The 14,229-nt window shown below is 26.6% G+C and carries 11 protein-coding genes; 10 read left to right on the top strand and 1 reads right to left on the bottom strand.

Annotated elements, in window-relative coordinates; translation table 11 throughout:
• On the bottom strand, positions 1-750 hold the full coding sequence (locus ACYQ44_RS03410; RefSeq protein WP_459995235.1) for a transposase: 750 nt from the start codon (positions 748-750) through the stop codon (positions 1-3).
• A 201-nt stretch (positions 751-951) separates the two neighbouring features.
• Here ACYQ44_RS03410 and ACYQ44_RS03405 point away from each other — a divergent pair, with 201 nt between their 5' ends.
• From ACYQ44_RS03405 to ACYQ44_RS03360, 10 genes are all read left to right on the top strand, one after another.
• Positions 952-3,681 (top strand): efflux RND transporter permease subunit, encoded by a 2,730-nt coding sequence (locus ACYQ44_RS03405; RefSeq protein WP_459995233.1) that lies wholly within the window; start codon positions 952-954, stop codon positions 3,679-3,681.
• A complete protein-coding gene (locus tag ACYQ44_RS03400; RefSeq protein ID WP_459995232.1) occupies positions 3,678-4,442 on the top strand; it encodes an outer membrane lipoprotein-sorting protein in 765 nt (254 codons plus the stop codon). The genes ACYQ44_RS03405 and ACYQ44_RS03400 overlap by 4 nt, the downstream gene beginning before the upstream one ends.
• A 14-nt stretch (positions 4,443-4,456) precedes the next feature.
• Positions 4,457-6,040: a hypothetical protein gene (locus ACYQ44_RS03395; RefSeq protein ID WP_459995230.1), complete on the top strand. Its 1,584-nt coding sequence runs from the start codon at positions 4,457-4,459 to the stop codon at positions 6,038-6,040.
• Between the two features lie 140 nt (positions 6,041-6,180).
• On the top strand, positions 6,181-8,364 hold the full coding sequence (locus ACYQ44_RS03390; protein WP_459995229.1) for a methyl-accepting chemotaxis protein: 2,184 nt from the start codon (positions 6,181-6,183) through the stop codon (positions 8,362-8,364).
• 139 nt (positions 8,365-8,503) lie between these two features.
• Complete coding sequence (gene dxr, locus ACYQ44_RS03385) at positions 8,504-9,631, top strand: 1-deoxy-D-xylulose-5-phosphate reductoisomerase (protein ID WP_459995228.1); 1,128 nt, start codon at positions 8,504-8,506, stop codon at positions 9,629-9,631.
• Positions 9,632-9,720: 89 nt separating this feature from the next.
• On the top strand, positions 9,721-10,956 hold the full coding sequence (gene clpX / locus ACYQ44_RS03380) for an ATP-dependent Clp protease ATP-binding subunit ClpX (protein ID WP_459995226.1): 1,236 nt from the start codon (positions 9,721-9,723) through the stop codon (positions 10,954-10,956).
• Positions 10,956-11,960 carry a tRNA (adenosine(37)-N6)-threonylcarbamoyltransferase complex transferase subunit TsaD gene (tsaD, locus tag ACYQ44_RS03375; RefSeq protein ID WP_459995225.1) on the top strand — a complete coding sequence of 335 codons (1,005 nt, stop codon included), beginning with the start codon at positions 10,956-10,958 and terminating at the stop codon, positions 11,958-11,960. Before clpX ends, tsaD begins: the two co-directional genes overlap by 1 nt.
• Positions 11,954-12,856, top strand: coding sequence for a tRNA dihydrouridine synthase (locus tag ACYQ44_RS03370; protein ID WP_459995222.1), 903 nt, complete (start codon positions 11,954-11,956; stop codon positions 12,854-12,856). Before tsaD ends, ACYQ44_RS03370 begins: the two co-directional genes overlap by 7 nt.
• The gene (locus ACYQ44_RS03365; protein ID WP_459995221.1) at positions 12,840-13,619 is read left to right on the top strand and encodes a shikimate dehydrogenase family protein; all 780 of its coding nucleotides are present in this window, start codon (positions 12,840-12,842) and stop codon (positions 13,617-13,619) included. Before ACYQ44_RS03370 ends, ACYQ44_RS03365 begins: the two co-directional genes overlap by 17 nt.
• A 163-nt stretch (positions 13,620-13,782) precedes the next feature.
• On the top strand, positions 13,783-14,229 hold a 447-nt coding region (locus ACYQ44_RS03360; protein ID WP_459995220.1), incomplete at its 3' end, for an AAA family ATPase.

Below are 14,229 nucleotides of genomic sequence, written 5' to 3'. Positions count from 1 at the left end.
TTAATTTTTCAATAACTCTAAAAATATGAAGAAAATTTTCTCATCATTATTATTATTGTTAGCAGTTAAATGGCAATGCGTAAGAGTAAATAATAAAGTATCAATATTTGAAATTTTTCTTTGAAAAACGTTATGAGAAAAGGATTTTATTATTTTTCTTAGTTCTTTTCTTATTTTTAATATATCTAATTTTTTTGATTTTTTTTCAAATGATTTAATATTTTTTTCAGAGAAAACAATGTATACATCATATTTATACACATTTTTAAATAAATATAATCTTCCAATTTTTTCATTTTCGAAATTTGATAAAAATTCTACATCAACATCTTCTATATACTTCAATATAAATTCTTCATTATTAAAATTGATTCCAACAGAAAATAAGGATTTAATTTCATTAATATTAAAAACTTTTTTTAATAGTCGTTTTAATATAAGGTTTTTAATTTTTAAAACTGTATTATATGAAACATCTAAATCTTTAGAAATATTCTTTAAAAGCTCTCCTTTTGATATTTTGTGTATGATTCTTAAAAATTTTAATGGTTTTATTCTAATATCTTTAAATATAGTGTTATTGTATTTGGACCATTCTCTTCTGCAACTTTTGCATTTTAAATGATTTCTTCTTACTTCATATACTTCTGTATGACCGCAATATGGACATTTTTTTTCTATTTTTAATATTTCTAAATCAATTAAAAATCTTTCCGCGTCTTTATCATCTTTTAAATTTTCTATTATCATTTCGATTACTCCTTTCGAAAATAGAAATATTATAGCTTATAAAAGTATGAAAAAATTACTTCGCATATATATTTTATCACATTAATAAAGAATTAATTATTTGCCACCAAAAAATTTTTTAAATTTAAACAAAAATGAAATATATGAGTAGTATAGTACCGTACGTAAGTGATTAATATTTGCCACCAAAGGAGGGAGTTTATGAAATTAGATAAGGGTAAGTCTATTTTTATAGTTATTGCTATATCTATATTAACAGTATTTTTTATTAATTATGCATCAAAAGTTAGTGTAAAGGATAATATTTCAAGTTATGTACCTAAAGATGATCCAGATAAAAGGATTTATGATGAAGTGGCAGATGAGTTTGGATTAAACGGAATCATATTAACAGGAGTTAAATTTGATGATGTTTATCAACATTTCGCTGAAATAAATGAAATAACAGAAAAATTAAAGAAGTTGGATGTTGTTGATAATGTAATCTCTCCTGTTAATGCACCAAGAATAAGCACAAATGAAGATGGTGATATTTCAGTTGGTAATTTAAAATCAAGCTTTGATTTCTCTACAAATTCATCATATGACGCAAGAAAACTAAAAGATGAATTAATTAATGATGATATGATTAAAGGAAAGTTCATTTCAAAAGATGGAAGAAGTGTTTTGTTTGCGGTTGGATTAAAAAAAGATGTAGAAGAAAAATCTGCTGGATTAAAAGTAGAAAACATTTTTAAAGATTCAGGAGTTGATTATTATATATTTGGAACGGCAATAGCAAATAGAGAAATAGAGGCTATTGTAAAAGACAATCTTTTAAAATTAATTCCAATTGTATTGATTCTTGTTATGTTAGTTTTGTATTTTAGTTATAGGAATATAGCAGGTGTAATATTGCCAATAATATCAGTATTAATAGCAGATGTTTGGACAGTTGGGATAATGTATCTTTTGGGGATTAACTTTAATATTACAACATCAGCTGTTCCTATAGCAGTTGTAGGGATAGGTACTGCTTATTCCATTCATATTATAAGTAAATATTATGAAGAATTGCATTTAGGAATTTCGGTAGAAGAAGCGGTAAATAATACTCTTAAACATGTTGGAACTGCGGTTCTTTTAAGTGCGCTAACAACAATAGCTGGTTTTTTATCCTTATTAACAGCAGATTTGACACCAGTTTGGCAATTAGGAATTTTCACTTCTTTAGGTATAGCATTAGCTTTATTAATGGCAACAATATTTGTTCCAGCAATGCTTATGATTTTTAAACCAAAATCTAAAGCACAATTATCCGAAGATGGAGAAAGCCCATTATTAAGAAAATTTGCGGATAAAATAGTTCATCATAGATCAATTACTATGATTATAATTATTGGGTTGATATTATTAACAGCATTTTATATTCCTAAAATAAAATCTGATATGCAAATAGAGAATTTCATGAGTGAAAAAACACATATGGTACAAGGTTCTAATTTTTTAAGAGAAAATTTTGGAGGTAATGATTATATATTTGTAGATTTTCAGGCAAAAGGAGAAAATACATTTAGAGATTTTTATTTTAATAGAGCAATAAGAGATATATCAATGTTTGCAAAGAATTATGAAGTGGTTTCTCAAATAACTAATATTGGTGATGTGGTTGCAGAATTAACAGAAGGATTTACAGGTTATAAATATATTCCTGGTTCAAATGATGCTATGGAACAAAATTATATGTTAATAGAAGGAAGTGATGGAATAGATAAAATACTTTCGCCAGAAAAAAATGAATCTATTTCTCAAATAATGGTAAATACAAAAAGTTTTAATGAAGTCAAAAAACTTGAAAATGCGTTAAGGGAATACATAAATAATTACATAATAAAAAATTATCAAATAATGGATTTTGATATAAATAATCCTGATCATATAAAAGCATATGAAAAAGAAATTAAACAATTTATAGTTTCAAGAAATGGGGAGTACAAAAAAGAAATAGTCAATATAATGCTTAACTCTAAGTCAAAGGATATTAAAGAATTGATTTCAACTTTAAACAAAAAAGAAATATTTAATATGTTTAATGATTACTTAAAATATAATGATGAAGATCCTATAGATTATCAAACTTTTGAAAGTTTAATTAACAATGAAAGCAAAGATGAATATTTGTCAGAATATTATGATTATTTCTTATATGATTATGAGCCTAATATTAGAGCACAATATGCAATGAATGAATTGTCAAAATTAGATATCAAATTATCAAATGATTCTTTAATGGAATTGTCGCAATATGTAAATGATGAGCAAATCCCTATTGAGAATGGTAAGAATATTTTAATTGCAAGAGTTACAGGAATACCAGTTCTAACTAACAAAGTAAATGATATGGTTTTCGATAATCAGAAAGAAAGTATGTTATTAGCCTATGCACTTGTGTTTATATTATTTGCTATACAAATGCATTCTTTAATATTGGGTTTATTATCATTAGTACCAATTACTTTAACTATTGTGGCAAATTTTGGAATTATGGGTTTAACAGGAATTTCTTTGAATGCAGCGACAGTTACAATTGCATCTATAACAATAGGTACAGGAATAGACTATACAATCCATTATATTTCAAGATTTAAGAAAGAATATAGAGAAAGCAAAGATAAATTTAAAGCAGCAATAAGAACATCTGCAACATCAGGAAGAGCAATTGTAATAAATTCCTTAGCTGTAATCTTAGGATTTGCGACATTTATATTTTCAGAAATTGGTATGTTAAAACAATTTGGAATATTAACAGCCACTGCTATGTTTGTTGCGCCATTATTAACTTTGACGATTTTTCCGGTTTTGATGACTATGTTAAGTGATAATTTGCTAACTAAAATTTCAAAAGGTTCTATTATAAAAAGAAAACTTAGAGAAAGGGAGGAGAGTATATGAAAAAACAAGTGGTGATTTTATCAGTATTACTTATTTTATTAAGTTCATTAAATTTTGCAATTACTGGTCAAGAGGTGTTAGATAAAGTAAAAGATGTACATGATAATTTCAAAACGGAAAAATCGTTAGTTATAATGCAATTAAAAGATGCAAATGGTAATTTAAGAGAAAGAGAATTTGATATGTATTTAATGCATTCTGGAGATGATTCATTAGCTTTGGTAAGATTTAATAAACCATCTGAAGTAAAAAATATTACATTATTAACTTTATCAGATGATGAAATTTATCTCTATATGCCAGCATATAGAAAAACAAAAAGGATTTCTGGTGGAGCAAAAAATGGTAAATTTGTTGGGTCTGATTTTAAATATAACGATATTTCTCTAATATATAATGAACAAAATGGTGATTATGACTCAAAATTAATTGAAGAGAATAAAGATAAATATGTAGTAGAAGTAATACCTCATGAAAAAGATAACGATTACGGAAAAATAATTATGACAATAAAAAAGGAACATATGCTATTCCAAAAAATAGAGTTTTATAACCACGAAAACAAATTAATTAAAATAATGAATTTTAGCAACGAAAAGAACTTTGATGGACACATTTTAGCAACAAAGGTGGAATTAGACAATTTAGAAGAAAATCATTCAACAATATTAGAAATAAAAGAAGTTGAATTTGATATACCACTAACAAAAAAATTTTTTGATAGAAGAAACATTTCAAAACCAGTATTAAAATATAAATAATGAGAGGTGAAAAAATGAAAAGAGCTATAAATATTATATTATTTACATTATTTACAACATTAATATTTTCATTTAATGGAGATTTGCAGTATATATACGGATATAACTTTTCAAATGATGCTTCAAAAACTTATTCTGGTTTAAAATCAAATATTAAATTAGAAAATTCTTTAGATTCTATATATTTTAAATTGTCTTTAGATCTTTTTAGGTTAGATGAAGGTAAGAATGATATATCTTTTAATACTAATGGTTTGACTAATTTTATTCCAAATGAATTAATAAAGCCAAATATTCCATGGTCATTATTTATGTTAAATGAAGCTTATGCAGATGTATATGTGGGAGATACAACATTGCGTTTTGGAAGATTTGTATTAGATAATGGTAGTTCGACATTATATAGTCCTTCTGTATTATTGAGCGCTCATGATGGATTAAATCCATTTGAAAACTATAAGTCACTACCAGTAGATGGAATTTCAATTAATGGTTATTTTGGAGATTATGGTTATGATATTACATTTGTTCCCAAAACATATGATGATATACCAGGATTTTATTTATATCCAACAATGATTAATGATAATATCATCGAAGAAAATGAAGCGACATTAACTTATCAGTTTACTCAAAAACAGGAAGAGGCAACAGCTGCAATAAATGAATTAATATCTCAGTTAAAATCAGAGGGCCTAAGTGATGCAAATATAGAAGTAATGCTTCAAAATCCTGAACTATTAAAAAGTGCTGAATTAAATGATGAACAAGTTAATCAAGTTTATTTAGGTCAAACATTATTAACATTGCCTAGTGAATATAATATAACAACAACAACAATTTCTGCTACGAATATTGATGAGTTAAATCCTATAAATAGTGATTATTCAGTTAAATTCACAACGACTTTAATGAATTTTGATGTTAAATTAGGATATGTTCATGATCACTATCATTTTATGGTTCCGGAAAGAGTAGATATACAATATTCAGAAGACGGAACAGGAACAGCAAAAACAATTTTATACAGACCTACAAGGAATTCTATAACTCTAGATACTCAAGGTATATCTAATTTATTTGATTCAATTAGTTATCATGGTGAAGCTGCATTTATAATGCCGGAAAAAAATTATGTTAAAGTAAATACTACTTATTATATACCAAATACACAACAACCAACAACGACAGTACAAACAACAGATTCTACAGATGTTAATATATTTGAAAAATATTATGTAAAAGCAGTAGGTGGATTAGAATATACAAAAGGCGAGGATTTTACATTAGGAATTGAGGGATTTAATGGATTGCCTACGGATGAGTTAAAAGATAATATTTCATTTGGAAGTGATGCTTATTTAAAAGTGAAAATATCTAATATATCCTTTGAAGGATTAGGATTAGTAGCATTTTCTAAAATTGATAATAAATATAAACCAGGTTATATGACTAATATAAAAATTTCATATTCAGGAATAGATAATTTTGAGCCCTCATTGCAATTAAAATATGCATATGCAGATGATGAAAAACATTCATTAAAACAAATAGAAAAATTAAATACAATCTCCTTAAATATAAAAATTTACTTTTAAATTAATTAAAAATCACCTGCTAAATTGCAGGTGATTTTTATATTGTTGAATTAACAAAATATTAATCTATCTAACTATCGATTAATTCATTGATTTTATGATATAATTGCATAAATATAAAGATATAAAGGGGGGCTTTTATGAAAAAGTCTAAGTTTTATCATGGTACTGGATTTAGAACAGTTTTTATTGTATCTATTGTAGTTATAGTAGCTTTTTTATTTAACGCTTCTATATCGTACATAACAACAAAAGACTTAACAGATACATTTATAAAAGAAGGTTTAATGAAACAAAGTGTTGAAAACATATCTTCCCTAATAAGTATTTTTGAAGACAATTTATCAAACTTCGAAAAAACCTTAAGGAATGATGAAATAAACAGGATAAAAAGTATTAATGAATCTATGAAGAGTTTAGTTAATTATTATATCAATGAAATGAAAAAAGGTAAAATAACGGAAGATGCTGCAAAAAATATTATAAAAGAAGAATTGAGAAAAATAAGATTTGATAATGGTCAAGGCTATTATTTTATTTATGATGAAAAAGGCATTAATATAATGCATGCTGTAAAACCTTCCTTAGAGGGCAAAAGTTTATATGATTTAAAAGATAAAACTGGAATATATGTAATTCAAGATTTGATTAAAGTAACAAAAAAAGCTTATGAAAATAATGATAACGGTGTTCTAACTTATTATTGGCCTAAACCAGGAGAACCTGAAGATAAAATATTTCCAAAATTAGGTGTTGCTTTTTGGGTTCCAGAATTTAAATGGATGATTGGTACAGGAGTATATATTGATGAAATTGATAAAAAAATAAATGAAAAAAAAGTTACTTTTTTAGACCAATTATATAATAAATTATATTCAAAATCTTATGTTGGTAAAAACACATACCCCATTATATATAATAAAGATGGTTCTTTCTTTATGTATAAAGATAAATCGAAAATCGGCACAAAATCTTCTGCAAAAGACCCTATTTCTGGAAAGATTATCTCTCAAATAGCGATTGAAACAAAAAATGGATATTATGAATACATGTATCCTAAAATTAAAGGAGAAAATAAACTATATAAGAAATTAGCATACGTAAAAAACGTTGGAGATAAATATATAGTTTTAGCAGTTTATAAAGATGAAATATATAAAACGTTATTTGACTCATTAAAAACAAATATAATTATTATCTTTTTAACAGTATTTTTAATAATCATTGTAATCATTTATATGATTAAAAAATTAGTCTCCAAACCTATAAATAAACTAATAGCTGATATGGGAAAAATAGAAAATGGTATATTGAATAAAGAAATAAAGACAACATCTGTTGGAGAAATAGGATTATTAGAAACATCTCTTGAAAATATGAGAAAATCATTAAATGACTTGATTAAATCGATTATATTAGAAAATAAAAAGGTTAATACTGGAAAAGATAGAGTTCTAGAAAATGCAGATAAATTAAAGAATATTGTTGAAACTGTTGAAAAATCATTGGATTCTGCTTTAAATGAAGCTGATAATGCAGCATCATCAATTGAAGAAACAACATCTGGAATAGAAGAGGTTGCATCAGCTGCACAAATGGTAAGTTCATCTGCACAGGATTTAAGTCAAAAAAGCAATGAAGTAGAAAGTTCTGTAATTAAAGGAGAGAATAGTATAAATGAGATATTAAAAATTACGAATGAAGCCAAAATTGCATCTGAAGAGAATGTAGATAAAGTAAAAGAGTTACAAGAAAAATCAAAAAATATTGGCGAAATAGTTGATATTATAGTTAATATTGCAGAACAAACAAATTTATTGGCTTTAAATGCGGCAATAGAGGCTGCAAGAGCAGGTGAAGCTGGAAAAGGTTTTGCTGTTGTTGCTGATGAAATAAGAAAACTTGCAGAAGAAACGAGGAAAGCAACAGAAAACATTTCAGATTTATTGAAAGGTATAAAAGATGAAACAGACATTGTAAGTGAAAAGTCAGAATCCCTTTCAAATATAATAGAAAGAGTTGCTATAAAAAGTAATGAAGTATCTGATGAATTTAAAAATATTAAAAATGCAATAGAAAACATAGTATCTATGGTTGATAGTTTAGCTTCAAGTTCTGAAGAACAAAGCGCTTCAACAGAAGAAATGGCAGCAGCTATGGATCAAGCTTCTAAAAATGTTATAAATGTTAATGAAGAAATACGAGAATCAAAAGAGAAATTTAATGATGTTGAAGAAAAAAGCGAAGAGTTGCATCTTATTTCTAATGAACTAGCAAAATCAATACAGCAATTAGAAAATTTAATAAAGAAATTTAAAATTTAATGGCAAAAATACGGTTCCTCAGCATTGTGAGGCCCGTATTTTTATTTGAATTAAAAACATTATCTCATCTTTTTATGAAAAAATGTTATAATAAGTTATAATAAGAAATTTAAAATAGATATGCACGTGAGGTGATTGTGTGAAAATTGCGATAACAGGAGTAACAGGATCAATTGGAACACAAACTTTGGACGTTTTAAGATTTTTAAAAGAAAAAGGATTTAAGTTCGATTTAGTGGGAGTAAGTGCTGCAAGGAATAAAAATAAATTAATTGAAATAATAAAAGAATTTTCACCTAAATATGCAGCATTAGAATATGATGAAATTGAAAAATTTAATAAAACCGAGATTTTAACAGGAAAAGATTCAACTATAAAAATGTTAGAGATATCTAAACCGGATTTTGTTTTAGTTGCAACAGGCGGAGCAATAGGTATTAAGCATACATTAAAGGCTATTGAAGTAGCAAAAAGGATAGGATTAGCTAATAAAGAATCAATAGTTTGTGGAGGCAATTTGTTATTTGACTATGCTAAAAAATATAATACAGAAATTATTCCTGTTGATAGTGAACATAGTGCCTTATTTCAATTAAAAAATGGAGATGTAAATCCTTCTAAGGTGATAATCACAGCTTCAGGAGGAGCATTGCGAGATTGGTCGATAGATGAATTAGACAATGTTAAAGTGAAAGATGTATTAAATCATCCTGTATGGTCTATGGGTAAAAGAATAACGGTCGATTCTGCAACAATGGTAAATAAAGGATTAGAGGTAATTGAAGCGTATTATTTATTTGATTTAAATAAAGATAATATTGAAGTCTTAATTAATAGAAATAGTCATATTCATGCTATAATAGGGTATCCAGATGGTGTGATGAAATTTCATTATGGAACACCAGATATGAGAATACCAATAGCATATTCAATCACTTATCCAAATAGAGTATATGAATATGAATTTCCCGATTTAACTATAGATCCTATTTCATTTGAAAAAGTTGATTATAATAGATATCCGGCATTAAAACTTGCTTTTGAAATTTTAGGAAATCAAAAACTTCAAATAGTTTATAATGCAGCGGATGAGATAGCAGTTCAACTATTTTTAGAAGAGAAAATTAAATATACAGAAATTTATAAATTAATAGAAAAAGCTGTTGAATTTTATGACAAAAAAACATTTAAACTAATTGATTTTCAAGATGTATTAAAATTAGACAATGATGTGAAAAAAAGCTTGAAAGATTTATATACATTATAGTAACAAAATATAAATACAATGTATTGAAAAGTCCATATGGTGATGTTAAAATAAAATAAAATAAAACTGATTTGTAGGAGGATTCGTATATGAAAGAAAAACATTGTTCTTTTTGTGGGAGGCCAGCAAGTAAAGTAGAAACACTTATTGCAGGGCCTGGTGTATATATTTGTAATGAATGTATAGATTTATTTTCTGAATTAATTGAAGAAGAATATGCAAAAGAAGAACCTAAAAATACCAAATTAAATGAAAATAAAAAATTACCCACACCAGCTGACATTAAAGCAGAATTAGATAAATATGTTATAGGTCAAGAACATGCTAAAAAAACTATTTCAGTAGCTGTATATAATCATTATAAAAGAGTATTTTATGGAAATACACATGATGATGTTGAAATAGAAAAATCTAATGTTTTGTTAGTTGGACCTACTGGTACAGGTAAAACTTTAATGGCTAGAGTTTTAGCGAAAATATTAGGAGTTCCCTTTGCTATTGCTGATGCTACACCTTTAACTGAAGCAGGATATGTAGGTGAAGATGTTGAAAATATAATTTTGAGATTATTGCAATCTGCAAACTTTGATCCTAAAAAAGCACAAATGGGGATTATATATATTGATGAAATAGATAAAATTACTAGGAAATCCCCTAATCCTTCAATAACAAGAGATGTATCAGGAGAAGGAGTACAACAAGCTTTATTAAAAATTGTTGAAGGAACTATAGCAAATGTCCCACCACAAGGTGGAAGAAAACATCCATATCAAGAATTTATAAAAGTTGATACATCTAACATTTTATTTATTGCAGGTGGAGCATTTGATGGTCTGGATGAAATAATAAAACAAAGAATTTTGACCACAACAATGGGATTTGGCTCGGAAGTAAAAAGTAAAAATGATATGAAACTTGGAGAAATTTTAAAGCATGTGACTCAAGATGATTTGGTTCATTATGGATTAATTCCTGAGTTTGTTGGAAGATTTCCAGTTGTAACAACATTAAATGATTTAAGTGCTGAAGATTTAGTAAAAATAATAAAAGAACCAAAAAATGCTATTCTAAAACAATATCAAAAAATGCTTGAATTGGATGGAATACAATTAGAATTTACTGATGATGCTTTATTAGAATTAGCTAAGGAAGCATTGAAAAGAGGAACAGGTGCGAGAGCGTTGAAAAGCGTGTTTGAAGATGTTATGTTAGATATAATGTTTGAAGCACCTAGCAAAAAAGGTATTGTGGAAAAAGTTATTATAGATAAAGATGCTGTAAAGAGAGAAAAAGAACCTATTATGATTGAGCGGGAGAGTGCATAATGGAACCTATAATATTTTCAATAGAAACTTCTTGTGATGAAACAGCAGTTTCTATATTGAAGGGGAAAAATAAAATCCTTTCACATCTTGTGGTTTCTCAAATAGATATTCACAAAATTTTTGGTGGAGTTGTTCCAGAAATTGCTGCAAGAAAACATCTTAATTATTTAAACAATTTAACAGAAAAAGCTTTTGATGAAGCTAAAATAAAACCAGAAGAAATTTCTGCTATAGCGGTTACTTATGGCCCCGGATTAGTCGGGGCTTTGCTTATTGGATTAAATTTTGCAAAAGGAATGGCACTTAATTTGAACAAACCTTTAATAGGTGTAAATCATTTATATGGTCATATATATGCAAATTTTCTTGCTTTCCCAAATTTAAAGCCACCGTTTTTAGTTTTATTGGTTTCTGGTGGTCATACTATGATTTTGCATGCTAAAGATTATTTACATTTTGAAATAATAGGTCAAACAATAGATGATGCAGCTGGAGAAGCATTTGATAAAGTTGCTAGAATGCTTGATTTGGGATATCCTGGAGGTCCTAAAATTGACGAATTAGCGCAAAAAGGAGAGCCTATATATGAATTTCCTAAACCATTGTATTATAAAGGATATGATTTTAGTTTTAGTGGATTAAAAACAGCATTATTATACTTTACAAAAGAAAATAATGATTATAGGATAGAAGATGTAGCAGCTTCATTCCAAAAGGCGTTAATAGACACTTTAATTCATAAAACATTAAAGGCATCAAAAGAATTAAAAATTAATGATATTATTATAGCCGGTGGTGTGGCAGCTAATTCTTATTTACGAAAAAAAATTAATGAAGAAAAATCTAAAAATTCAAATTTAAATATATATTTCCCTCCATTAAATTTATGTACAGATAATGCTTTAATGATAGCAAGAGCAGGATATGAGAAATATATAAGAAATCAATTTACCGATTTAAGCCTCGATGCTATACCTAATTTGGGGTTGAGAGATATATGTTAAAAGGCATAGGATTGGCTCCAATGGCTGATTATACGGATTTTGCATATAGAGAAATTTGTAGAGAGTATGGTGCGGAATTCTCATTTACTGAAATGATTAGTGTAGAAGCCTTAATTAGAAATAAAAAAGAAAGTTTTTCTTTGCTTCCAAAGAAAGGCGAACAAGATGTTGGTATTCAATTATTCGGTTCGAATGTTGAAAGTTTTGTTAAAGCAGGTAATATGATTCAAGATTTAGGAAATTGGATAGATATAAATGCAGGTTGTCCAGTAAAAAAAGTAATAAAAAAAGGTGCAGGCTCTGCATTATTAAAGGATTTAGATAAATTAGGTATAATAATAAGTGAATTAAAAAAAACAGTAAGTATTCCAGTTGGGGTTAAGATTAGACTAGGGTTTGATGAAGATAATGCAGAGAAAATAATAGATACCGTTCAAAGGAATAATGCTGATTATGTAATTGTTCATGCTAGAACACAAAAACAATTATATTCTGGAAAAGCTAATTGGGATAGATTTAAAGATTTGAAAAAAATGTGTAATATTCCACTTGGTGCCAGTGGTGATGTGTATTCATACAATGACGCAAAAACATTAATAGAAAATTTTGGAGTTGATTTTGTAATTATTGCTCGAGGGAGTATTGGAAATCCATGGATATTTTCTAATAAAAAGCCAAATCTTGATGAGTTGAAAAGAATTATATTGAAGCACGCTAAGCTTATGATGAATGATTATGGAGAAGAAAAAGCTATAAGAAGGTTTAAAAAAATATTTATTGGATATACAAAAGGGTTAATTAATGCAAAGGAGTTAAGAAAAAAAATTCCTATCTTAAATACTTACAAAGATTTAGAAGAAATAGTCTCTCGTATAGGGGATGATAAATATACTTAAACTTGGGATAATACAATATCCGAAAAAAGAAAGTTTGTCTGAAAAGGTATTTAATAGGTATTTTAGACTAATAAATGAAAATACCATATATGAAGGAATAAATCTAGAACCAAGAAAATTCGATTTAGAAATAAAAAATATTTTAGAAAAATATTATGGTATAAATATTACAGTTCCATATAAAGAAAAAGTTTTTAAATATATACATTCAGCAACTGAAAGTGCAATATTTTTGTCTGCTGTTAACACAATTTTTAGTGGAATAGGTCATAATACAGATTGGATAGGATTTTATAATTCAATAAAAGAAGAAAATTTAAATGGGAATATACTTGTTTTTGGTGCAGGTGGTGCAGCTAAGGCAGTTCTATATGGGTTATATAAACTTGGAGTTGATAGATTAACTCTTATAAATAGGACTTATGAAAGAGCATTGGGTTTAAAGAAATTATTTAATAAAAAGATTAAGATTGACATTAAAGAATTTAGTAAATTAAATTTAGAGATGATAGATGTATTTATTAATACAACTTCTTTAGGGATGTTTAATGAAAAAATACCTATTAAATTAAATGAGAAAATCAAACTTATTTATGATGTTGTTTATTACAATACACCTTTACAAAAAGAAGCTAAAACTAAAGGAATAAAAGTGATAAATGGGGAAAAAATGTGGTATTATCAGGCTGTTGAAAATCTTAAAATTTGGAATTTATATGATTCTGATAAATTTGATAGAGTTTTTAAAAATTTGAAATTATAAAATCCGGGTATTTTTGCCCGGATTTTATTTATTTAAAAGATATATCGAAGATATTTAATTGTGATATAATTTTATTAATAGTATGATTGAACAATTTTGTGTAAGAGAAATGTATAAAATATATAAAAACTTTACTTTTGGAAATATATTTGGAGGTGAACTGATGAAAAAGTTACCAATAGGGATACAAGATTACAAAAAAATAATAACAGGTGATTATATATATATTGATAAAACAAAATATATATATGATTTAATATCGTCAGAAGTACCGATATTTCTATCCCGACCGCGAAGATTTGGAAAGAGCTTAACAATATCAACATTATACTATTTATTCAAAGGGGAAAAAGAATTATTTAAAGATACATATATATATGACAAATGGGAATTCATAGAATATCCCATAATTAGAATAAATTTACTTGATGTAGTAAGTGAAAATGAAAAGGAATTAAAAGAAGGATTATTAAAAATAATAAAAGATGAAGGGAAAAGATATGGTATAGAAATAAAAAACGATCACTATAAATATGCATTTGATGATTTAATAATAGAATTATCCAAAAAAGGAAAAGTAGTAATACTAGTAGATGAATATGAAAAGCCA

Source organism: Marinitoga arctica (assembly GCF_054657315.1).
The sequence above is the reverse complement of the archived record's forward strand: the minus strand, read 5'-3'. Positions and strand labels throughout refer to the sequence as shown.